Annotated in this window: 21 protein-coding genes; 11 read left to right on the plus strand and 10 right to left on the minus strand. The window is 71.7% G+C overall.

Annotation, left to right across the window (positions count from 1 at the left end; genetic code table 11):
• The first annotated feature begins 29 nt into the window (after positions 1–29).
• On the plus strand, positions 30–2435 hold the full coding sequence (gene lon, locus HNQ79_RS19955) for an endopeptidase La (protein WP_185032953.1): 2406 nt from the start codon (positions 30–32) through the stop codon (positions 2433–2435).
• 199 nt (positions 2436–2634) lie between these two features.
• Here lon and HNQ79_RS19960 read toward each other — a convergent pair whose 3' ends face one another.
• Positions 2635–3027: a VOC family protein gene (locus HNQ79_RS19960; protein ID WP_185032955.1), complete on the minus strand. Its 393-nt coding sequence runs from the start codon at positions 3025–3027 to the stop codon at positions 2635–2637.
• A 191-nt stretch (positions 3028–3218) separates the two neighbouring features.
• Complete coding sequence (locus tag HNQ79_RS19965; RefSeq protein WP_185032957.1) at positions 3219–3512, minus strand: helix-turn-helix domain-containing protein; 294 nt, start codon at positions 3510–3512, stop codon at positions 3219–3221.
• A gap of 10 nt (positions 3513–3522) precedes the next feature.
• Between HNQ79_RS19965 and HNQ79_RS19970 the strand changes: the two genes are divergently transcribed.
• Both HNQ79_RS19970 and HNQ79_RS19975 read left to right on the plus strand, forming a co-directional pair.
• Positions 3523–4158, plus strand: coding sequence for a hypothetical protein (locus HNQ79_RS19970; protein ID WP_185032959.1), 636 nt, complete (start codon positions 3523–3525; stop codon positions 4156–4158).
• A gap of 135 nt (positions 4159–4293) precedes the next feature.
• Positions 4294–4725: a MarR family winged helix-turn-helix transcriptional regulator gene (locus tag HNQ79_RS19975; protein ID WP_185032960.1), complete on the plus strand. Its 432-nt coding sequence runs from the start codon at positions 4294–4296 to the stop codon at positions 4723–4725.
• A 220-nt stretch (positions 4726–4945) separates the two neighbouring features.
• Here HNQ79_RS19975 and HNQ79_RS19980 read toward each other — a convergent pair whose 3' ends face one another.
• Complete coding sequence (locus tag HNQ79_RS19980) at positions 4946–5728, minus strand: protein phosphatase 2C domain-containing protein (RefSeq protein ID WP_185032962.1); 783 nt, start codon at positions 5726–5728, stop codon at positions 4946–4948.
• A 383-nt stretch (positions 5729–6111) separates the two neighbouring features.
• On the opposite strand from HNQ79_RS19980, the gene HNQ79_RS19985 reads away from it, so the two are divergent.
• The 5 genes from HNQ79_RS19985 (at position 6112) to HNQ79_RS20005 (ending at position 12028) form a co-directional block, all read left to right on the plus strand.
• Positions 6112–9171 (plus strand): sensor histidine kinase, encoded by a 3060-nt coding sequence (locus tag HNQ79_RS19985; protein WP_185032964.1) that lies wholly within the window; start codon positions 6112–6114, stop codon positions 9169–9171.
• A complete protein-coding gene (locus tag HNQ79_RS19990; protein WP_185032966.1) occupies positions 9168–9647 on the plus strand; it encodes a roadblock/LC7 domain-containing protein in 480 nt (159 codons plus the stop codon). Before HNQ79_RS19985 ends, HNQ79_RS19990 begins: the two co-directional genes overlap by 4 nt.
• Positions 9648–9718: 71 nt before the next feature.
• Complete coding sequence (locus HNQ79_RS19995) at positions 9719–10111, plus strand: DUF742 domain-containing protein (RefSeq protein ID WP_229923701.1); 393 nt, start codon at positions 9719–9721, stop codon at positions 10109–10111.
• Entirely contained in the window at positions 10092–10751 is a 660-nt protein-coding gene (locus tag HNQ79_RS20000; protein ID WP_185032970.1) for a GTP-binding protein, read from the plus strand. Before HNQ79_RS19995 ends, HNQ79_RS20000 begins: the two co-directional genes overlap by 20 nt.
• Positions 10752–10780: 29 nt before the next feature.
• Positions 10781–12028 (plus strand): styrene monooxygenase/indole monooxygenase family protein, encoded by a 1248-nt coding sequence (locus tag HNQ79_RS20005; RefSeq protein WP_185032972.1) that lies wholly within the window; start codon positions 10781–10783, stop codon positions 12026–12028.
• Positions 12029–12037: 9 nt separating this feature from the next.
• On the opposite strand, the gene HNQ79_RS20010 is transcribed toward HNQ79_RS20005, so the two are convergent.
• From HNQ79_RS20010 to HNQ79_RS20020, 3 genes are all read right to left on the minus strand, one after another.
• The gene (locus HNQ79_RS20010) at positions 12038–13285 is read right to left on the minus strand and encodes a C40 family peptidase (RefSeq protein ID WP_185032973.1); all 1248 of its coding nucleotides are present in this window, start codon (positions 13283–13285) and stop codon (positions 12038–12040) included.
• Positions 13286–13385: 100 nt separating this feature from the next.
• Positions 13386–13688 (minus strand): DUF8847 domain-containing protein, encoded by a 303-nt coding sequence (locus HNQ79_RS20015; RefSeq protein WP_185032974.1) that lies wholly within the window; start codon positions 13686–13688, stop codon positions 13386–13388.
• Positions 13689–13785: 97 nt separating this feature from the next.
• Positions 13786–14745 (minus strand): AurF N-oxygenase family protein, encoded by a 960-nt coding sequence (locus tag HNQ79_RS20020; protein WP_185032975.1) that lies wholly within the window; start codon positions 14743–14745, stop codon positions 13786–13788.
• Positions 14746–14939: 194 nt separating this feature from the next.
• Here HNQ79_RS20020 and HNQ79_RS20025 point away from each other — a divergent pair, with 194 nt between their 5' ends.
• The gene (locus HNQ79_RS20025) at positions 14940–16046 is read left to right on the plus strand and encodes a ferritin-like domain-containing protein (protein WP_185032976.1); all 1107 of its coding nucleotides are present in this window, start codon (positions 14940–14942) and stop codon (positions 16044–16046) included.
• Between the two features lie 103 nt (positions 16047–16149).
• On the opposite strand, the gene HNQ79_RS20030 is transcribed toward HNQ79_RS20025, so the two are convergent.
• Positions 16150–16782: an ATP-binding protein gene (locus HNQ79_RS20030; RefSeq protein WP_185032977.1), complete on the minus strand. Its 633-nt coding sequence runs from the start codon at positions 16780–16782 to the stop codon at positions 16150–16152.
• 204 nt (positions 16783–16986) lie between these two features.
• Here HNQ79_RS20030 and HNQ79_RS20035 point away from each other — a divergent pair, with 204 nt between their 5' ends.
• Both HNQ79_RS20035 and HNQ79_RS20040 read left to right on the plus strand, forming a co-directional pair.
• A complete protein-coding gene (locus tag HNQ79_RS20035; RefSeq protein WP_185033215.1) occupies positions 16987–17826 on the plus strand; it encodes a helix-turn-helix domain-containing protein in 840 nt (279 codons plus the stop codon).
• On the plus strand, positions 17823–18050 hold the full coding sequence (locus tag HNQ79_RS20040) for a DUF397 domain-containing protein (RefSeq protein WP_185032978.1): 228 nt from the start codon (positions 17823–17825) through the stop codon (positions 18048–18050). Before HNQ79_RS20035 ends, HNQ79_RS20040 begins: the two co-directional genes overlap by 4 nt.
• 149 nt (positions 18051–18199) lie before the next feature.
• Here the strand turns inward: HNQ79_RS20040 and HNQ79_RS20045 are convergent, their stop codons facing one another.
• The 3 genes from HNQ79_RS20045 to HNQ79_RS20055 form a co-directional block, all read right to left on the minus strand.
• The gene (locus HNQ79_RS20045) at positions 18200–19063 is read right to left on the minus strand and encodes an alpha/beta fold hydrolase (protein ID WP_185032979.1); all 864 of its coding nucleotides are present in this window, start codon (positions 19061–19063) and stop codon (positions 18200–18202) included.
• 179 nt (positions 19064–19242) lie between these two features.
• Complete coding sequence (locus tag HNQ79_RS20050) at positions 19243–20358, minus strand: DNA polymerase III subunit beta family protein (RefSeq protein WP_229923693.1); 1116 nt, start codon at positions 20356–20358, stop codon at positions 19243–19245.
• A 180-nt stretch (positions 20359–20538) separates the two neighbouring features.
• Positions 20539–21573 carry an amidase family protein gene (locus tag HNQ79_RS20055; protein ID WP_185032980.1) on the minus strand — a complete coding sequence of 345 codons (1035 nt, stop codon included), beginning with the start codon at positions 21571–21573 and terminating at the stop codon, positions 20539–20541.
• Position 21574 lies beyond the last annotated feature (1 nt).

The raw sequence follows: 21574 nt of genomic DNA on the forward strand, positions 1-21574 counted from the left end.
AGCTCAACTTCACTGCCCAAGGGGAGATCATGGCATCGACGTCCACACCGCTCACCCTGCCCGTGCTGCCGCTCGACGACGAGGTCGTGCTGCCCGGGATGGTGGTGCCGCTGGACCTGTCCGACACCGACGTACGTGCCGCGGTCGAGGCCGCACAGGCCGCCGCGCACGCCAGTACCAGCAAGCCACAAGTGCTCCTTGTTCCGCGCGTCGACGGCGTGTACGCCAGCACCGGCGTCCTCGGCACCGTCGAGCAGGTCGGACGGCTGTCCGACGGCGACCCCGGCGCCCTCATCCGGGCCCGTGGCCGGGTGCGGATCGGCGCGGGCACGACCGGCCCCGGCGCCGCCCTGTGGGTGGAGGGGACCCGTATCGACGAGGCCGACCCCGATCCGGTCCCCGGCGCGGTCGCCGAACTGGTCAGGGAGTACAAGGCGCTCGCCACCACCTGGCTCAAGAAGCGCGGGGCCTGGCAGGTCGTGGACCGGGTGCAGCAGATCGAAGGGGTCTCGGCACTGGCCGACAACTCCGGGTACTCGCCCTTCCTCACCACCGCCCAGAAGGTGGAACTCCTGGAGACCGCCGACCCGGTGGCCCGGCTGCGCCTGGCACTGACCGCCCTCAGCGAGCACCTGGCCGAACAGGACGTCGCCGAGACCATCGCCAAGGACGTCCAGGAGGGTGTGGACAAGCAGCAGCGCGAGTTCCTGCTGCGCAAGCAGCTCGACGCCGTGCGCAAGGAACTCCGCGACCTGAACGGCGAGAGCGAGGGCGAGGAGTCCGACGACTACCGGGCCCGCGTCGAGGCCGCCGACCTGCCCGAGAAGGTGCGCGAGGCCGCCCTCAAGGAGGTCGAGAAGCTGGAACGGTCCAGCGACCAGTCACCCGAGGGCTCCTGGATCCGTACCTGGCTCGACACGGTGCTGGAACTGCCGTGGAACGAGCACACCGAGGACCAGTACGACATCAAGGGCGCCAAGGAGATCCTCGACGCCGAGCACGCGGGCCTCGACGACGTCAAGGAGCGCATCACCGAGTACCTCGCGGTGCGCAAGCGCCGCGCGGACCGCGGGCTGGGCGTCGTCGGCGGGCGGCGCGGCGGCGCGGTGCTGGCACTCGTCGGACCGCCCGGCGTGGGCAAGACCTCGCTCGGCGAGTCCGTCGCGCACGCCATGGGCCGCAAGTTCGTACGGGTCGCCCTCGGCGGCGTGCGGGACGAGGCGGAGATCCGGGGGCACCGGCGCACGTACGTCGGCGCGCTGCCCGGCCGTATCGTGCGCGCCATCAAGGAGGCCGGATCCATGAACCCCGTCGTCCTCCTCGACGAGATCGACAAGGTCGGATCGGACTTCCGCGGCGACCCGGCGGCGGCTCTGCTGGAGGTGCTGGACCCGGCCCAGAACCACACCTTCCGGGACCACTACCTGGAGGTCGAACTGGACCTGTCCGACGTGGTGTTCCTGGCCACCGCCAACGTCCTCGAAGCGATCCCCGAGGCCCTGCTCGACCGTATGGAACTGGTCCGGCTCGACGGTTACACCGAGGACGAGAAGGTCGTCATCGCCCGCGACCACCTCCTGCCGCGCCAGCTGGACCGGGCCGGTCTGGAGCCCGGCGAGGTCACCCTCGACGAGTCCGCCCTGCGCAAGCTGGCGGGGGAGTACACGCGGGAAGCAGGTGTACGGAACCTGGAGCGCGCCGTCGCCAGGCTGCTCCGCAAGGTCGCCGCCCAGCACGAACTCGGCGACCGGGAACTCCCGCTCACCGTCACCGAAGCCGAACTCCGCGACCTCATCGGGCGTCCGCACCACGTGCCGGAGTCCGCACAGGACCCGGCGGAACGGCGCACCGCGGTGCCCGGCGTGGCGACCGGACTCGCCGTGACCGGAGCGGGCGGCGACGTCCTCTTCGTCGAGGCCTCCCTCGCCGACGCGGAGACCGGCGGTGCGGGGCTGACCCTGACCGGTCAGCTCGGCGACGTGATGAAGGAGTCCGCGCAGATCGCGCTCTCCTTCCTCCGCTCGCACGGGGCGGAACTGGAGCTGCCGGTGGCCGACCTGAAGGACCGGGGAGTGCACATCCACTTCCCGGCGGGCGCCGTCCCCAAGGACGGTCCGAGCGCGGGCATCACCATGACGACCGCCCTCGCCTCCCTGCTGTCCGGCCGGCTGGTCCGCACCGACGTGGCCATGACCGGCGAGGTGTCGCTGACCGGGCGCGTCCTGCCCATCGGCGGCCTGAAGCAGAAGCTCCTCGCCGCCCACCGGGCGGGCACCACCACCGTGATCATTCCCAAGCGGAACGAGCCGGACCTCGACGACGTACCCGCCGAGATCCTGGAGAAGCTGGAGGTCCACCCGGTCACGGACGTCCGCCAGGTCCTGGAGATCGCCCTGGCCCCGGCCCGGATCGCGGCGGAGGCGGTGGCCGCGTAGCCGCGCGGAGGCGTACCGCCCCCGGGAGCGGTACGGGGCGCGCCGTCCGAGGGAGCGGTACGGAGCATCCCACCCGGCGGTGCGGAACGGGGAGGGCCCCGCGCGGCGGTTCGCGCGGGGCCCTCCTCATGACGGACCCCCCTCGCGCTGACGGGAGGGGGGCGTGCTTGGCCGGTGCCGTTATGTAGAGGCCCTGCCGTTACGGCTGGAAGCCGCCGTACGGCACCGTGATGACCTCCAGGCCGTGGCCGGAGGGGTCCGGGAAGTAGACGCCCCGGCCCCCGTCGTGGTGGTTGATCTCGCCGGGCTGCTTGCCGTGCGGGTCCGCCCAGTAGTCCACGCCCCTGGCCTTGATGCGGGCGAAGACGTCGTCGAATTCCCGTTCCGTCACGAGGAAGGCGTAATGCTGCGGGAAGACGTCCTGCGAGGGCGGGAGCGACGCGAAGTCGAGTGCGACGCCGTTCGCGAGGGCGACCGGAATGAACGGCCCCCATTCGGCGCCCACTTCGAGTCCCATAATGTGCGCGAAGAACTCTGCGGATTCCCGGTTGTCACGGGAGAGGACGATCGTGTGATTCAGCTGAACTGACACTGTGGAATGCCTCCGAGGGCACACTCACGGGCTACCTCCACGCCCCACCCGGTCGGTGGCCGACGCGCGATGCCGTCCGGTGAGAGTAGGGGAGCGGGGCCGGCGGTGGCCAGATCGTTTTCGGCCCGGAGCCTGTGGTTTCCGGCCTGCTGCCCGTACCCCCGGCCCCTTCCGCGGTCCCGGGCGTCGTCTCAGCCCAGCCACCCCCGTACCGCCGCCTGCGCTCCCGCCTGGAAGCGGGTTTCCGCGTCCAGCGCCTCCAGCAGCCTGGAGATCCGGCGGCGGGCCGTGTGGACGTGCACGCCGAGGCGGCGCGCTATCACCTCGTCCTTGAGGCCGGCCGCCAACAGGCCGAGCAGTTCCCGCTGTTGTCCGGGGACGGGATTTCCCCACGCGTCGGCGCTGTCGCTGCCCAGCGGGACAGAACGGTCCCACACCGTCTCGAACAGCGGCAGCAGTGCGTTGCGGAGGAGGGCGTCGCCCACCACCAGCGCGGTGGCACTCGGGTCGGTGGCCTCGGACGGCGGGAGCAACGGGACCGGCGAGCAGGCGTACGTCGACGGCGGCCGCTACCACCTCCTGACCGCCCTGCCCTCCGTGAAGGACGGCAAGGTCGCCTACGCCAAGCTGTGGCCGGTCAAGGGCCAGTACAAACTCGACGTCGAACTCCTCGACACGAGGACCGGGAAGACCAACATCCTGCCCCAGAAGGCGGCGGTGAACGGCCTCGGCCAGACCGGGCTGTCCAAGACGCACGTCATCTCCTGGCTGGCCGACGAGGTCGAGGATGCCGGTCAGATGGCCGTACGGCGCGCCAACCACGACGGCAGCAAGCTGCTCGACCTCAGCCCCGAAACCGGCGACAAGGCGCTCATCGCCTTCGACCTCACCGCCTCGGAGGAGGCCGTGACGGTCAACTCCCAGCTCCCGGACACCCAGTACCGCGACGAGACGCTGCCGAAGCTGTGGCAGTTCGAGGTGGCGGGCACCCGGGAGGGCGAGCGGGTCTCCTGCAACCGCGGCGACCAGTTGTACGCGGGCGCCGACACCGGCAGGCGCGTCGTGTGGATCGACGGCACGACCAGCAACACCGACCTGGTGCTCCGCGACCGCCCGGCGGGCCGCTGCTGACCCCTCCCGCGTGACCTACCCCACCGATCCGGACCCCCGGCGCCCGTGCGCCGGGGGTCCTTCGCGCCGGTTCCCCGTCCGCTGCGGAATACTGGCTGCGCCGCGACAAGGACGGCGGACGAGGGGGACGTACGGGTGGATCAGGAATTCCTGGCGCTGGAGCGCGAACTGGCGCTCTTCCTGCGCAGGGCGCGCGCCTCGTCGGGCGACATGGCCCGCGAGGTCCACCCCGACCTGGAGCCCGCGGCGTACGGCCTGCTCGTGCGGCTCGACGAGGTGGACCGGCAGCGGGCGACGGAACTGGCGGCCTGGTTCGGCGTCGGCAAGGCGACGATGAGCCGGCAGCTGCGCGCCCTGGAGGACCTCGGCCTGGTCGCCAGGGAACCGGACCCCGCGGACGGGCGCGCGTCGCTGATCCTGCTCACCGAGGAGGGGCGGGCGCGCTTCCGCCGGGTACGGGACGCCCGCCGGGCCCGCTACGTGCGCAAGCTCTCCAACTGGGACCGGGCCGAGGTCGCGGAACTGGCCCGCCTCCTCCACCAGCTCAACACCCAACCCGAGTCCTGACCCCCTCCCCCTCGGCAGCCCGCCCCCGGTCCCCCCGGCAGCTCCTTGGGCAGCGGGGCCGCCCCTACGTAGCCCGCTTGGGCGGCGGGGCCGCCCCCGGGGGCGGAACGGGCGGGCAAGGGGGCGGCCCCCACCGGAGGTGCACCGTCCCGCTCAACGCCCGGCCCACCCGGACGCACACCGCACCCGCACCCGCACCGCACGCGCACCCCCCGCCCCCTCACAGCTCCGCATAAACCACCGCCGCATCGTCATGCCGCTTCCACCGCCCCGCCCCGCGCCCGCCGCACTCCAACTCCCGCACCCGGTCGATCAGCCCCTGCGCCCCCTCCTTGCGCAGCACCGCCACGCAGTCCCCCCAGTCCCCCTCCCCGAACATGTCCACCCACCGGGTGACCCCGTCCGTCATGGCCGCCACTGCCCTGACCTCCTCCCGGGGGGTGGCTCCCACGACGGCCCGCCCGGCCACCGCCGGATCCGCCGCGGCGGTGAAGAACCCGTCCGGTGCGTTCCGGTACACGTCCGCCGTCGCGTGCGCGCGCAGTGCCTCGCGCGGAATCCGGTCCAGCCGGTCGTCCAGTACCGCGCGCACCGTTCCGTCCGTCCCCTCCAGCAGCAGTGCGGAGTCCGACAGCACCAGGTGTTCGACCCACGCCGCCCCCCAACGCACCACGACCACCGTCGCCTGAGGAGTCCGCACGTGAGAAAGATCACAACCTCCGCCATGGGCTGCCGCGGTCCGCTCGATCGCCGTGGCCAGTACCTCGGTGAGCGGCAATTCCTGCCGTGATCCGGACAATTCGATCAGCGCGCCGCCGAGGCGGGCCGTGAACCAGGGCACCGAGTGCACACATCCCGTTTCGTTCGGTGGCGGAGTCACCCCGTCCAGTACGACGAGGGTGCCGCTCTGCCCTGCGGACCCCCCGGCGGGAACGGCCGCGGACGCCCAGTCCTCGTTGGGGCGTTCGGGGTCACCGGGGGCTGTGGCGAGTTCGATGCGCATGGCAGCCAGTCTGCCCGAGCCGCGGGTGCTGCCCGCAGGTGCGCGAAATTGGCCCATACCAGCAGGTCAGCCGCCTGCTTTGGGGCGGAATGATCCACTCCGGGAAGCTGCGGGGGTGCATCCTGCCAAAGCCCGCGCCGAACTTCCAACCGGCACACCGGGAAGGCACCTGACGGGCCGTGACAGGAGTTGTTCGCCAACTCCCGAGTGATGTTCACTCGTTCGGGTGGCGGGTCCGTTGAGTCGCGACTCCCTCCCCGGGGCGCTGGAAGGGTCAAGGGCTGAATCAGGGGTGGGGGTGGGGGCACTCGGTCCGTGCGTACCAGAAGTACCAGTCGTCACCTCGGCCAGCTGGGCGGACGAACTCAAGGATGCGAGCACCGGTGCAGAAGAAGCGGCCTCGGGGCGGCAGCGGCAATGAAGGCTCCACGCGCGGCGACGCGGAGCAGCAGATGCCCACCTCACAGCAGGAGCCGCCGGGCGGCCGGACGCGGCCCAAGCGGGTACGCAGCCGCCTCGTCGCCTCCGTCGCGGCAGTCGGCGTGGTCGTACTGGCAGCAGGCGCGCCCTCCCTCGTCACCGCCTCGGACGAACTGAAGCGCTCCCAGCGCCTGCTGGACCTCGCGGAACTCAACCGGCAGGCGCTCACCCTCGCCCACTCCCTCGCCGACGAACGCGACGACACCACCGCGCGCGCCGCCGCGACCTCCGCGAGCGGCTCAACGGGCGACGGCACCACGAACGGCACCAGCGACGGCACCAGCGGCAGCGACGGGACCGACGACGGCAACGCCGCCGCCCGCGACAAGGGCGCCGCCCGTACCGACCGCACCTCCCGCGTCGACCGCCAGATCGCCGAACTCACCGACCCCGCGACCCGGGCCGCCGAGGTGCCGGCCGCCCTGCGCGACGCCCTCGCGCAGATCCCGGCGATCCGCCGCGCAGCCGAGGGCGACGCCCGGTCCGGCACCGGCGCGGGCGCCACGACCGGCACCACCGCCGACCCCACCCCCCTCGACACCCACAAGGCGTACTCCCAGGCCATCGACCAGCTGCGCGCCCTCGCACGCGAGCTGGCGCGCAGGACCCCGCCCCGCGCGGGCGGCCCCGGCCCCGCGCCCGCCACCCTCGGCAACGCCGTCGACCAGGCCACCGCCGCCCGCGGCCTGCTGCTCGCCGCACTGGCCGTGCCGGGCGGCAAGAGCACCACCACCCGGGTCGACCCGGCCACCGGCCTCCTCGTGCGGGTCGAGGGCGAGGGCTCCGGCAACGCCACCCGCGCCCGCAACGCCCTCAGCGCCGCCGCCCAGCAGGCCCGCTTCCGGGAGGTCGCCGCCCTCGCCGACTTCGACCTGGCGGCCCCGGTGAAGGCACGCGACTCGTTCGCCGCCACCGTCAGCGGGCCCGAGGTCAAGACCGCCGAGCGCTATCTAGGCGTCCTCACCGACCAGCCCACCCTCAGCTCCGACGAGCGCCGCATCGACGCGGACCGGGTCGGCTCCGCGCTCACCGCCCGCATCGACCGGATGCGCGGCGCCGAGGCCGCCCTGGCCACCGCCCAGATCGAGAACCTGGCCGCCCTGCGCGACGACGACGTCTCCGCCCTCGAACTGCGCATCGCGCTGCTCGGCGCCTGCTTCCTGCTGGCCGTCGGCATCTCCACCGCCGTGGCCCGCACGCTCACGCAACCGCTCGCCGTACTGCGCCTGGGCGCCGCCAGGATCGCCGCCGACCCGCAGGCCGAGGAGCCGGTCCGCTACACCGGCCGCAACGACGAGTTCGCCCAGGTCGTCCGGTCCCTGAACAGCCTGCACGCCAAGCTGCGCGACCTCGGCGCCCGCACCGAACAGCTTGCCGGGGACCGCACCCACCTGGTCGGCCAGCGCGAGACCCTGGACGCCCAGCGCCGCGCCCTCACCGCCGAGCGCGACCGACTCTCCTCCGAACGCGCCGAGTTGCTGGCGCGCGCACAGGACACCACGGTCAGGCTGGAGGAGCTGCGCACCACCGTGCACTCCTCCTTCGTCAAGCTCTCCCTGCGCACGCTCGGCATCGTCGAACGCCAACTCGCCGTCATCGAGAGCCTGGAGGAGCGCGAGCAGGACCCCGACCGGCTCGCGACCCTCTTCAAGCTCGACCACATGGCGACCGTCATGCGCCGCCACGGCGAGAACCTCCTCGTCCTCGCCGGTACGGACCACGGCGTCGCGCACAGCGGCCCCGTTCCCCTCGTCGACGTCACACGCGCCGCGATCAGCGAGATCGAACGGTACGAACGGGTCACCCTCCAGACCCTTCCGCCGCACGTCCAGGTGGCCGGATACGCGGCCGACGACCTCAGCCACCTCCTTGCCGAGATCCTGGAGAACGCCACCTCGTTCTCGCCGCCGGACGCGCACGTCCAGTTCTCCGGCTGGCTGCTGGAGAGCGGCGAGGTCATGCTCTCCGTGCAGGACAGCGGCATCGGCATGGCCCCCGACCGGCTGGCCGACCTCAACGCCCGGCTCGCCGACCCCGCGACCTACACCCCCGGCGGGCAGGGCGACGACGGCACCCAGGGCCTGGGCCTCCAGGTCGCCGCGCTTCTCGCCGCCCGGCACGGGGTCCGCATCGAGCTGCGCGAGCAGAAGCAGGGCGGCATCACCGCCGTCGTGGTCCTGCCCAAGGCCCTCCTGCCGGACGAACTGCCCGTCACCGCCGCGGCGTCCGGCACCCCGCACCAGCTCCCGGGCTCGGTCGCCGAAGCCAATTCCAACACGCTTCCCGGCCGCAGGAGCGCGGCCGACACCGCCCCGGAGGCCGACCCGGTCCCCGAGGCCGATCCGCTGATCGCCCTCGCCGAGAAGGCGGTCGAGGCGGCCGAGCTGACGGAGACGGCGGCGGACGCGGGGGAGCACGTCCGCGCACCCGACGAGACGCCCGCGCGCGACACCGGCGAGCCGTCCGTACGGGCGGACGAGCAGCCGTCCGTACGGGCGGAACTTCCCCCCGTCGACGAGCCCACCCGAGCGATCCGATTCCCTCAACCGACGGCGTCGGCACCGGAGACGGGGGCCGCTCCGGAACCGGCGCGCGGGCCGGAGAGCGGAACGGAACCGGAGCCGACCACTCCGACCGTGACCGCCAAGGGCCTCCCCAAACGCACCCCGAACATCGTCAAGCCCGCCTCCGACGCCATGCCGCAGCGCTCCGGCGCGGTGGACGCCGACGCTCTCCGTCGCCGCCTGGGCGGGTTCCATCAGGGGGCGAAGGACGGCAGGCGTGACGTCGAAGCCGAGATCACAAGTAGTGGTAACAACGGGTTGCACGGGGTAAGCGCCGAATCCGGGGACCCGGCCACGGCCGGGGGAAGCACCACGCACACCACGACGAAGACCACGACGCAGAGCACCACCGACCGCACCGACAACAAGGGGGACACAGTCGAGGAGGCACGCAGTTGACCGCGCCGATCACATACGGGCTCAGCACCGAAGCCCGCAACCTGCACTGGCTGTTGACCAACCTGGTGGAGGAGGTTCCCGGCCTCGTCTCGGTAGCCGTCGTGTCCTCCGACGGGCTGCTCCTGCTGTCCTCGGACCCGGACCACATGCTGCCGGGCACCGCTCCCGTCCTGGCGGGCCCCAAGGGCTCCGCCGCGGACCTCGCCACCATCGTCTCCGGCCTCGGCTCCCTCACCATCGGCGCAGCCCAGCTGATGGACGGAGGCGGCGTCAAGCAGACGATGGTCGCCATGGAGCACGGCAGCCTTTTCGTGATGTCGATCAGCGACGGCTCGCTGCTCGGCGTGCACGCCGCCCCCGACTGCGACATGAGCGTCGTCGCTTACCACATGGCGCTCTTCGTGGGCCGGGCCGGCCACGTCCTCACCCCCGAACTCCGCAGCGAGCTGCGCACGTCGTTGGAGAGTGCCCGTTGAGCCCGCAACGCCCGAAGAAGGCGCCCGGCCAGGCGCCCGCCGGGGCGGTCGCGACGCCGACCCGCCTTCCGATACGCGGCGAGGGCCGTCGCCCCGCCCGGGTGCGCCCGTACGCCCTCACCGGCGGCCGGACGCGCTTCACCCACGTGCTCCTCGTGGAGACGTTCGTGGCGGCCCTCGACACACCGGCCATCGAGGCGGCGCCCGAGCGCCCGGAGCTGACCGGGCGCACTCCGGGCAACCGGGTGAGCCCCGAGATGCAGGCCATCGTGGAGCTGTGCCGCCGCATGCGTACGGTCGCCGAGATCGCCGCCCTGCTGAAGATGCCGCTCGGTGTGGTCCGCGTCCTGCTCAGCGACCTGGCCGACCAGGGAAAGATCCGCGTGTACGGAACCGGCCACGGCGCCGGACGCCCCGATCGCGCACTGCTGGAAAGGGTCCTGAATGGGCTCCGTCGCCTCTGAGGCAACCCCCGTAACCGCCCCTCCCCACCCGACCGCCACGCCACCCGCCGAGCCGGAACAGGCCGTGCCCGCCCGGCAGTTGGACACCACGCGCGCCCCCACCGCCACCAAAATCGTGGTCGCGGGCGGCTTCGGCGTCGGCAAGACCACGTTCGTCGGCGCGGTCTCCGAGATCACTCCGCTGAAGACCGAAGCGGTCATGACCACCGCCAGCGAGGAAACGGACGACCTCGCCGCCACCCCGGAGAAGACGACGACCACCGTCGCCATGGACTTCGGCCGCATCACGCTCGACGACGACCTCGTCCTGTACGTGTTCGGCACACCGGGCCAGCAGCGGTTCTGGTTCATGTGGGACGACCTGGTGCGCGGGGCGATCGGTGCGATCGTGCTCGCCGACACCCGCCGTCTCACGGACTGCTTCCCGGCCCTGGACTACTTCGAGAGCTGCGGCATACCGTACGTGGTCGCCGTCAACCACTTCGAGGGCACCGAGCGTTACGAGAGCGAGGACGTACGGGAGGCCCTGTCCGTACCGCCGCACGTACCCGTGACGATCATGGACGCGCGCAGCAAGATCTCGGTGGTCGAAACGCTCCTCGGCATGGTCGCCCACGCCTGGGACGTCACCCCCGCCTAACCCCTTCCCGCGAAAGAGCCGCCCATCCCATGCGCAAGATTCTGATAGTCGGCGCCGGCCAGTCCGGCCTCCAGCTCGCCCTCGGCCTCCAGTCCAAGGGCTACGAAGTGACCCTGATGTCCAACCGGACCTCCGACGAGATCCGGGCCGGCAAGGTCATGTCGACGCAGTGCATGTTCCACACCGCCCTCCAGCACGAGCGCGACCTCCAGCTCAACTTCTGGGAGTCGCAGGCCCCTCGCATCGAGGGCCTCGGCGTCTCCGTCGCCGCCCCCGACAGCTCTCGGGCCGTCGACTGGGTCGGCAGGCTCGACGGGTACGCGCAGTCCGTCGACCAGCGCGTGAAGATGGCCGGCTGGATGGACACCTTCGCGCAGCGCGGCGGGCAGCTCGTCATCCACGGCGCCGCCGTCTCCGACCTGGACTTCTTCTCCCGTACGTACGACCTGGTCCTCGTCTCCGCGGGCAAGGGCGAGCTGGTCCAGCTCTTCGGCCGGGACGCCTCGCGCTCCCCCTACGACGCCCCGCAGCGCGCCCTGGCGGTCGCCTACGTGCACGGCATGGGCCCGCGCCCCGAGCACCCCGAGTTCGACGCGGTGCGCTGCAACCTGGTGCCCGGCGTCGGCGAGCTGTTCGTCATGCCGACGCTCACCCTGTCCGGCCGCGCCGACATCCTGTTCTGGGAGGGCGTCCCCGGTGGGCCCGTCGACGCGTTCCAGGGCGTCAAGGACCCGGCCGAGCACCTCTCCCTCACCCTCTCCCTGATGGAGAAGTTCCTGCCCTGGGAGTACGCCCGCGCCACCAACGTCGAACTCACCGACGCGAACGGCACCCTGTCCGGCCGCTACGCCCCCACCGTCCGCAACCCGATCGGCCGCCTCCCGGGCGGCGGCGCGGTCCTCGGCGTCGCGGACGTCGTCGTCGCCAACGACCCGATCACCGGCCAGGGCTCCAACTCCGCGTCCAAGTGCGCCGCCTCCTACCTCGACTCGATCCTCGCCCACGGCGAGGCCGCGTTCGACGAGGCCTGGATGCAGCAGACCTTCGACCGCTACTGGGACACCGCCCAGCACGTCACCAAGTGGACCAACGCCATGCTCGGCGTCCCGCCGGAGCACGTCCTCAACCTGATCGGCGCGGCCGGCCAACTCCCCGCGGTTGCCCACCGGTTCGCGAACGGCTTCAACGACCCGGCCGACTTCGAGAACTTCTTCTACGACCCGGAGAAGACGAACGCGTACCTCGCGGAGGCCGGCGCGGCAGCCCGCCCGGCCTGATCCGCCGCCCTACCCGGGTGCCTCCTCCGACCCGTACCCCGCGTCCGACTCGTTCCCTGCGTCGTCCGTCACCACCGGCAGGTCCGGCGGTACGTACGACGGGAGCGAGGGCAGCGCGGGGTCGGGGCGGACGGCGCCCAGGACCGGGTTCGACGCGATCGGCGAGACCTTGACCCGCGCCCCGGGCCGCGGCGCCTGCACCACCTGCCCGTTGCCCAGGTAGATCGCCACATGGGTCGCCTTCGGGAAGTAGACCACCAGGTCGCCGGGGCGCAGCCGGGACAGCGGCACCCTCGGCAGGTACCGCCACTGCTCCTGGCTGGTGCGCGGGATCGTCCGCCCGGCCGCCGCCCACGCCTGCTGCGTCAGCCCGGAACAGTCGAAGGCACCGGGACCCTCCGCGCCCCATACATAGGGCTTCCCGAGCTGCCGGGTCCCGTATGCCAACGCCTGTGCGCCCTGCCGCGACGGCGTGCGCCCGGCCCGTACCCCGCCCGGCCCGAACGCCCCCGACCCGACCAGCTCCTGCTGCGCCCGCCCCACCGCGCGTTCCTCCAGCCGCGCCAGCGCCGTCAGCTCCTCGTCGCTGAGGCTTGCCAGCAGCCCCTCCACCCGCTTCAGCCGCCCCTGCACCGCATCCCGCTGCTTCTTCTGCCTGGCCGCCAGGGTCTGCTGCACGTCCAGGGCGCCCCGCGCCTTCGTGGCCAGCTCGTCGGCCCGCTTCTCGCGGCCCTCCAGCCGTGCCACCTTCACCGCCCGTGCGGCGGCGGCACGTCGCAGCGTGTGGCCCTGCATCAGCGCGTGCTCCGGGTCCCTGGCCGTCAGCAGCCGGACGAGCGAGGAGTACGCGTAATCGCTCCGCCCCTTGTACTGTTCCCGCGCGAGGTGCCCGGCGGCCCGCCTGCTCTCCGCGAGGGCGGTCCGCACCTTGCCCAACTCCGCTCCGACCCGGGTCACTTCCTTCCGCTGGACCTTCAGTTTCTCCTCGGTGGCGTTGAAGGCCTCGGAGGCCTCCTCGGCCTCCCGGTAGAGCTTCTGGAGGTCGGCGAGCAGCTTGCCGACGCCTTCGGTGCGGTCGGCGCCGACGGGGGTGCCCCCGGCATCCAGGGTCTCCCCGGCGTCCGTCGTCTCCCCGGCCTGCACGGACTCCGTGCCATGGTCCACCGGGTCGTCGGGTGCGGCCGACGCGCTCCCCGTGACGGCCAGCACCGTCGCCGCCGCCACCAGCCCCACCGCAGTCCCGAACTTCCCCGACACTCCATCACCTCCGGCTGCCGGCCGGGCGAAGGGCCCGGCTCAGCCCGATGGTGTGCCGTTGCGCGACCGGGGACACGGCCGGTGGCCGAAGTGGCGCAGCTCAGTCACCCGTACCGGTCGAAGTCGTACCGTCCCCGGCGCGGCGACTGGACCACGGCCACTTCGGGCTCCACGGCTCGCGGCCCTCCGGTACGTACACGTACTTCCAGCCGCGCTGGAGCCCGAGCCGCTTGCTGTGGCCGGCGGGCCGGCGCTCGTACGCGTGGACGGCCGGCGGCCCGCCCGCCGCGTCCGGCACCGGGACTTCGTACCACTTGGGCGGATTGCCGGTCGGGCCGGTCAGTACGGGCAGGGCCTGACCGTCCAGGGGGCCGCCGACGAAGGGGGTCTTCTCGCTTCTCACCAGCCCAGTGTCACAGCACACGGGCGGCTTCCGCCCCGCCGCCCACTGGCGGGGGCGGCGGTGGCCACCGCCGCCCGGTCCGTCGCCGCGTCGCCCGTCAGCCGGCCAGCAGCCCCGAGCGGACCCACAGCCTGCGCCCCGGTCCCCGCAGGACCCCGATGTCGTCGAGGAAGTCGGTCAGCCGCCTCGCGCCGTTCTGCATGACCTCGGTCCGGTGTCCGCTCGCCTTCACCTGGGCGACGGCCTCCCGCCGGTCGAGGCCCACGTTCTCGTACACCTGCGGGTTGATGAAGCAGGTGGAGAAGACGCGTGCCGCCTCGCCGCAGCTCAGCCGGGTGAACTCCTGCTCCCAGCGCGGCGCGGTCACCATCTGCCGGCGCAACTCCTCCCGCGCGTACCGAACATGCCGGGCCTCCTCGATCACGTGGATGCGCGTCACACCCCGCACCAGCGTCTGGATGCGCTCGTCCGGAAAGGTCAGCCGCTGCATCCAGTCGAGTATCTCCTCGCCGAGGAGGGTGGCGGCGAACGAGCCGGGGGTGGTCGAGACGGTCTTCAGCACCCGGGCGAGGTTGTGGTAGACGCGCGGTACGGGGTAGGCGGGCGCCCCGCCCTTCTGGATCATCTTCGCGAACATCATCGAGTGCCGGCACTCGTCCGCGATCTCGGTGAGCGCGTACCGCACGTGGTTGCTGGTCACGGACTTGTCGTAGATGTGCCGTACCAGCAGCTGCATCAGGATGATCTCGAACCAGATGCCCAACGAGGCGATGGACGCGGCCTCGTGCCGCGCCAGCTCCATCCGCTGCTCCTCGGACATCTTCTTCCACATCGGGGTGTCGTACAGCGACACCAGCTCCGGCGGCCAGTACCACTTGCCCTCGTCCGCCGGTGCGTCCCAGTCGAGTTCCCTGTCCGGGTCGAAGGAGTGCCTCGCCGAGGACTCCAGCAGCCGCTCTGCGACCTGCTCCCGGTCCTTGAGCATGCCGAGTGCGTCACGGAGGGCGGTGAAGTCGGTCTCGCTCGGCTCGGTTGTCCTGCTCGGCGCGGTCGTCATCGTCGGAGCACCTCGTGATTCGGGTTACCGGGGGTCACTTCTTATAAGACTCTTTGTCAGCAAGGCAGTCAATCCCTTGTGCGGCACTTCTTGACGTCCTCGTCGACCGCGCTTGTTGACCGTGCGTCCACCTGCGTGTGAGCCTGCCAAGCAGCGTGGTGAGCGCGCCTGTTGGGCAAGCGAAGGGGTCGCACATGTCGACGCACGAGCTCTACACGAAACGCCCGGCGGAACCGATCTGGCAGGTCCCGGCCACCGGAGCGGCCCGCTTCTCCTGGGAGTACGACGAGGGCCGCGAGCGCCTTCTGGCCCTCTATCAGAAGGGCAAGGACAAGCAGTGGGACGGCGCCACCCGCATCGACTGGTCCCTCGAAGTCGATCCGACGGACCCCCTGGGCACCCCCGACGAGGCCCTCAACCTCTACGGCACCCGCTACTGGGACCGGATGACCGACAAGGACAAGGGCGACCTGCGACGCCACTACACCGCTTGGCAGTTCAGCCAGTTCCTGCACGGCGAACAGGGCGCGATGGTGTGTGCGGCCCGCATCGTGGAATCCGTCCCCGACCTCGACGCGAAGTTCTACTCCGCCACCCAGACCATGGACGAGGCCCGGCACGCCGAGATCTACTCCCGCTTCCTGCACGAGAAGATCGGCATGCTCTACCCCGTCAACGACAGTCTCCAGGGACTGCTCGGCGACACCCTGCGCGACTCCCGCTGGGACATGCCCTACCTCGGCATGCAGGTCCTCATCGAGGGCCTCGCACTGGCCGCCTTCGGCATGATCCGCGACACCACCAACAAACCGCTCCCCAAGCAGATCCTCGCCTACGTGATGCAGGACGAGGCCCGTCACGTCGCCTTCGGCCGGATGGCCCTGCGCGACTACTACAAGCAGCTCACCGACGCCGAACGCAAGGAACGCGAGGACTTCGTCATCGAAGGCTGCTACCTGATGCGCGACCGCCTGCGCGGCGTCGAAGTCCTCGAAAACTTCGGCGTCCCCCGGCAGGAGGCGTACGAGCTGACCGAGCAGAGCGAATTCCTGCACCTGTTCCGCAAGTTGCTTTTCTCCCGCATCGTCCCGTGCGTCAAGGACATCGGCCTGTGGGGCGAACGTCTGCAGAAGGCGTACGTCGACATGGGCGTCTTCGAACTCGGCGACTCCAACCTCGACCTGCTGATGACCCAGGACGAGGAGATTGCCGAACAGCTCGACCGTGAACGGTTCGCGGTGGAGGAGGCGGAGCGGGTGGCAGAGGTACGGAACGCCATCGCGGACGGCAGAACGGCTTAGGGCCGGCCGGACCGGCCCCGGCCCTCCGTACGGAACTCCGCCCAGACGGTGCGGCCGCCGGGCATCAGGCGCTCGCCCCACCGGTCGGCGAGCGCCTCCGTGATCAGCAGCCCCCGCCGTGCTCCTGCTCGGGCCCGGGTTCGGCCCGTACGAAGGTGAACGCGGCGGCGTCCCGCCCTTCGTCGGTCACGCCGACCGTGACCCGGTCCTCCGCGACCGTCAGTGTCACCGCCACCTCCCAGCTGTCCCCATGCTCCAAGGCGTTGGCAACGAGCTCTCCCGTCACCGTCTCCAGCGTGTCGACGACGTCGCCAGGTACGCCCCAGGCGCGGGCGGTCGCCCGTACGTGCTGCCGGGCGGCCGGCGCGGAGGAGAGGACCGTGCCGGGCAGGCCGAGGAGGGCCAGTCGGTCGGGGGAGTGCGGGTGGGTGGCGCGGACGGCGGCGAGGAGAGGACCTTCCGGCCGGTCCAGGCGCTTCCGACGGCACTCGGCGATCCGTAGCGCGTCTCCGAGGGCGTCGGTCAACTGGCGCACCGTGTGCGTGTCTTCGTCCCCGACCGCCCGTGCGCTGTCGAGGGCCTCCCGCGCCCGGCGGTGCAGTTTGGCTGCGAGCCCGAGCTGAAGTGCTTCGATCCGGTCGGCGTACCGGGTGAGGGGGCCGGCCCCGTCGGTGGAGAGATAGCAGGGACGGCCGCCCTCGCCGGTCCAGGGGAGTAGTCGGTGGGGGTGGTTCATCGGGAGCCTCCGTGAGGTTTCGTGGAGGAAAGCCTGCCATTGGAGTTCAATGGCAGGAATGAGTCTGGATGGAATCCACCCGTGTGGGTGACGTGGTCTCGGACGCAGGTAGCGGCGCTGAACAGGCCTTTACCATCGATGCGTTGGAGCAACGGAGCCGGAGGCGCACAGATGACCGCCACGTTGACAGGCCCTGCGGGTCGTATGCAGATCGCTCGCGGGCTCGCCGAGCTGCGAGGGCGTTGCGGCCTTACCCAGGGGCAGGTGGCCGAGCGTGCCGGGGTGAGCAAAGCGACGGTGAGCCGCTACGAGATGTGGCAGGACCGGGCGCGCATCCGCTGGGCCACGGTGAAGGCTCTCGCAGACGCTTGCGGAGCGACCCGGGCCGAGCAGGACGCACTGGTCGCCGTGGCCAAGTCGCAGGCCGACGGCTGGTGGGTGGGCAACAGTGCCGTACCGCAATGGATGGACCCGCTGGTTTCGTTCGAGGCCGAGGCACAGTACGAGCACCTCTACGCGAATACCGTCATCCCCGGCCTCCTGCAGACGCGGGACTACGCACTGGCCATCCATCAGGCGCGAGAGGTACGTAGCCCGAATGACGTGATCGAGCAGATGGTGGAGGCGCGCATGCAGCGCCAGACGATCCTTATGCGCACGCCTCCGCTGCACCTTTGGGCCGTTCTGGACGAGGCGGTGCTTCGGCGTACCATCGGCGATTCGGCCATCATGGCCGCTCAGCTGAAGCACCTCCACGAGGTGTCAGAAAGCCCCACCGTCGACCTTCAGATCCTGCCATTCAGTGCGGGTGCGCACGCCGCGGGGGCTGGGCATTTCATCATCCTGGGCCGGGACGACGAACGGAATCCGCTCAACTCCATGGCCGTGGTCTACATCGAGATGCGCCGTCAAGGCATCTACCTGGATGACGCCGACGACGTAGGTGGCTATAAGTTGACGTTCGACTACCTTCGTTCGCAGGCAGCCGACACGTCCACCTCGCAGCGGCTGCTGGCCACCGCGCTAAAGGAGCTGCCCCGATGAAGGACCGCAATTCCCGCTCCGTCGAGCCGACGGACGCGCTCTGGTTCAAGAGCACCTACAGCGGAGGTGAGGGCAACGAGTGCGTCGAGATCGCTCTCGCCGGGCAGGTGACCGGCGTGCGGGACTCCAAGGCGGCCGGAGGGCCCGAACTGGCTGTCGCCCCGGCCGCGTTCGCCGCCTTTCTCGACGGGCTCAAGTCAGGCCGGCTCGACACCCCCCGGTAGGACCGGACTCGGGGGAGACGGGCCGCCTCCGTCGGTGCCGGGCGGCCCGTCACGCGATCACCCTTGCGGGTGTCCGTCGGTCACTTGCCGCCCTTGGACAGGCCACCCCGGCGATTGGTGGGGATAAGTGAGAGATTCTCCAGCGCCCCCTACCTGATCCCGGCCGCGAACTCCTTGACCGCCCCCGCCACCTTTTCCGGCGACTCCAGCAGCATCGCGTGCGTGCCGTCGAAGCCCGTCACGGTGACTGTCCGCGGCCGGTCCTCGCACAGTTCGGCGAGGCTGCGGGTCAGCTCCTCCCGGTACTCGGCGAGGAAGGCGTCGAACCACTCCATCCCGGGTGGGCCCGCCGGTTGCGCCCGCTCGGCCCGTACCAGGAGCAGCGGGCACTCCGCCCTTCGGAACAGGGCGAAGAGATCGAGTGCGTCCAACGCGTCGTACAGGGCGAGGGCGGTGTGCCGCTCGGGCAGCGTCTGCCATCGCCCGTCGGGGAGCTGCCGTGCGGCGGCCCGTGCGGCGCGCTCGGCGCGCTCGGCCGCGATTCCGAACCGGCCGGCATGCGCGCTCTGCTGGGCCAGGTAATCGGCGGGCGCGACAGCCCCCGCCGATGCCCGGACGATCTCGCCGATCCGCTCGCGGTCCTCGTCGCTCCCCGATCCGCCCCACCAGAAGCCGTCGAGGTTGACGGCAGCGGGGGTGCCCGGCCGGTGTGCCGCGAGGTGAGCCGCGACCATGCCGCCCAGCGAATGGCCCACGGGAAGCGCATCCGCCGCACCGTAAGCGCTCAGTGCCGCGTCGATGGCCTCGGCGGTCGCCTCGAAGGACCAGCCGCCGGTCGGACAGGCGGGCGAAGCACCGTGTCCGGGAAGGTCCGCCGCGAGGACCCGGTGGTGGGGGAGGAACGACGGCACGGCATCGTCCCAGTCGGCGTGCGAGCGGCCGGCGCCGTGGAGCAGGAGAAGCGGCGGGCCCTCACCGCCGTGATCGCGTACATGGAGCTGGAGATCGGTCATGGCCCAACCGTACGGGCGACGGGAGGAGTTGAAGATCGTCCCCGCGAAGGACGGAATCGGCCTGTTCCCCGGCCCACAATGGATGTACGCGGGCCCCCGGGTCCCGCCCGCCCTTGTATCAACCCGGCGTGCGGCTTCCTCCTCGCCTCCCCCTCGTCGCGCCCCCGCACGGGTGCCGGTCAGTTCTCCAGGTGGACCGGCATCAGCAGCGAGAAGTCTGTCTCGGAGTCGGTCCTGCGGACGGCCAGGGGTGCCCTGGGGGCCCCGAACTCCAGGATCAGCTTGTCCCTGGCCCCCGCATGGAGGGCCTGCAACAGGTACTCGCGGTCGACGGCGACCCGGTCCTGGCTGTCGTCGTCCTCCCGGCACACGGCCACCGCGCCGTCGGTGGACGGCCTGAGCACGCTGAGAACACGGGACGCGCCGTCTTGCGCGCACTCACCCGCCTGCTCCCGCGGCTCGCTCCTCACGACGGGGCCGGCTTCCACCGCCCGGCGGAACGCCGGGACGTCCACCAGGGCACGTCGCCCGGCGGGCAGGTGAACGAGACGGCGGTAGTCGGGGAAGTCGTGGTCGAGACGTCGGCCGGCTGCTTGCCGGTCACCCGCCTCCAGAGTGATGCGGTCGCCGTCCACGGTCAGCAGCGCCGCGTTCGCGTCGTCGTCCAGCAGCGCCCGCACCGCGTCCGCCAGCGGGGACGGCACGACGGCCTGCACACGAGGTCCGTCGTACCCCTCGGTGTCGGTCCGGGCGACGGCCATCCGGTAGCGGTCGGTCGCCACCACCCGGAGGTCCCCGCCCTCGACGTCGAACAGAACACCGCCCAGCATCGGCAGTTCCGGGTCGGTCCCGGCCGCGAACCGGACCGCGTCGAGCGCGGCGGCCAGTTCGGGCGCGGAGACGGTCAGCCGTACGGGCGGGGCAATCGGCGAAGTCATGGGGCTCTCCCTGTGATCGAGTAGCGCTCGGATCGTGGAGAACTCGCTGCGCGCATCCGAAAGTCCCCGCTCCAGCCGGCGCAGATGCGCCGTGAGCAGGCCCCGCACCAGCTCGGTGTCGGCACCGGACCAACCCGCCAGCACCAGCCGGACGTCCGCCAGGGGCATGCCCGTACGGCGCAGCCCGGCCAGCAGCCGGGCCTCTCCGAGCTGCTCGGGCCGGTACCAGCGGTAGCCGCTCACCGGGTCCACCCAGGCCGGGACGAGCACCCCGGCCCGGTCGTAGAACCGCAGGGCACTCACCCCGAGCCCACTGTCCCGGGCCATCTCGCCGATACTGCGCATCTCGCTGTCCACACCCGGAACCCTGTGCCCTCCACCAGGTCGAGGGTCAACCGGCCCCGTCGGCCGCTGCTCCGCGCGCCTGCCGCGCCGCAAAGGACACTCCCAGGGTGAATGCTCGCTTTCCGGACCCGTGCTCCCGCAGACGCGTCAGCCGTTCCTCACGCCATACCGACAGGCTCAGACGAAACATGTTCACCTGCGCGAGTTGAAAGGCGGTGTTGGCCATGGCGGCACGCCAGCCGCTGCCTGCACCAGCAGCGCTTCCGAGCCGAAATCCGAGACGAGCTGAAGCCCGACCGGGCAGCCGTCCGGGGTGAAACCGGCCGGGATGCTCACCGCGGGATGTCCACTGACGTTGAACGCCCAGGTCAGCGAGGTGGAGAACCGCCCGTCCGGTCCGTCGTGGCCGTGCGGCGGGAAGGGCGTGGTCGGGGTGGCCAACAGGGGTGCCCGCGCGAAGAGCCGGCCGAGGCGGGCCGAGTTCTCCGCCGCTGTCGCACCGGGCCGGCGACCGCCCCGTATGGCGAACCACTCCTCCTTCGGGTCCAGCAGCCCGAACCCCGGGGCGTCCTCCAGGCGCACGATCCGCGCCGCCGCCCGCCGAGCGACCTCCACCACCTCGGGATCCAGGTCGGGGCCCGCCGCGAATCCCAGGTCCGGTGACCACACGGCACGCAGGGGTTCCTCCCCCTCGGGTTCGGGTACGTACCCGTCCACGACGCACCGCAGGTACGCGTCCAGCTCCGCCGCCGAGCGGCCCAGCACCCCTGCCGTCGCGAGGCCGGACCGGTCGGGGGACGGCAACAGCCCACGCGTGGTCTTCAGCCCGAACACCCCGCACCAGGCCGCCGGTATCCGCACCGACCCGGCGCCGTCGCTCCCGGTGGCGAGGGGCACCATGCCGGCCGCGACGGCGACCGCGGACCCGGCGGAGGAACCGCCGGGCGTCCGGTCGGGCCGGTAGGGGTTACGGGTCGGGCCCCGCGCGCCGAGACCCCAGGTCTGCCAGTACGTGCCGGGGCCGGGGACGGAGGTCGTCCCGACCGCGACGGCGCCGGCCGCGGAGAGGCGGCGGGCGGCGTACGAGCGGATGCCCGACCGCCCCTTCGCCGCGAACGGCACGCCGAGAAGCGGCAGTTGGCCGTCGACCACGGCCGGCTCGGCGTCCTCCCGTACCTCCAGGAACGCACACAGGAACGGATCCGCCTCCGCGATCCAACGCCTCATC

The organism is Streptomyces candidus (assembly GCF_014207445.1).
In the GTDB taxonomy this organism is placed as follows: domain Bacteria; phylum Actinomycetota; class Actinomycetes; order Streptomycetales; family Streptomycetaceae; genus Streptomyces; species Streptomyces candidus.

What these genes read in the sequence shown, in the direction of transcription:
- lon (WP_185032953.1), top strand. Translation starts at nt 30, where the DNA reads ATGGCATCGACGTCCACACCGCTCACCCTGCCCGTGCTGCCGCTCGAC.
- HNQ79_RS19980 (WP_185032962.1), bottom strand. Translation starts at nt 5,728, where the DNA reads ATGCGCATCGAACTCGCCACAGCCCCCGGTGACCCCGAACGCCCCAAC.
- HNQ79_RS20000 (WP_185032970.1), top strand. Translation starts at nt 10,092, where the DNA reads ATGGGCTCCGTCGCCTCTGAGGCAACCCCCGTAACCGCCCCTCCCCAC.
- HNQ79_RS20005 (WP_185032972.1), top strand. Translation starts at nt 10,781, where the DNA reads ATGCGCAAGATTCTGATAGTCGGCGCCGGCCAGTCCGGCCTCCAGCTC.
- HNQ79_RS20020 (WP_185032975.1), bottom strand. Translation starts at nt 14,745, where the DNA reads ATGACGACCGCGCCGAGCAGGACAACCGAGCCGAGCGAGACCGACTTC.
- HNQ79_RS20025 (WP_185032976.1), top strand. Translation starts at nt 14,940, where the DNA reads ATGTCGACGCACGAGCTCTACACGAAACGCCCGGCGGAACCGATCTGG.
- HNQ79_RS20030 (WP_185032977.1), bottom strand. Translation starts at nt 16,782, where the DNA reads ATGAACCACCCCCACCGACTACTCCCCTGGACCGGCGAGGGCGGCCGT.
- HNQ79_RS20035 (WP_185033215.1), top strand. Translation starts at nt 16,987, where the DNA reads ATGCAGATCGCTCGCGGGCTCGCCGAGCTGCGAGGGCGTTGCGGCCTT.
- HNQ79_RS20040 (WP_185032978.1), top strand. Translation starts at nt 17,823, where the DNA reads ATGAAGGACCGCAATTCCCGCTCCGTCGAGCCGACGGACGCGCTCTGG.
- HNQ79_RS20045 (WP_185032979.1), bottom strand. Translation starts at nt 19,063, where the DNA reads ATGACCGATCTCCAGCTCCATGTACGCGATCACGGCGGTGAGGGCCCG.
- HNQ79_RS20055 (WP_185032980.1), bottom strand. Translation starts at nt 21,573, where the DNA reads ATGAGGCGTTGGATCGCGGAGGCGGATCCGTTCCTGTGTGCGTTCCTG.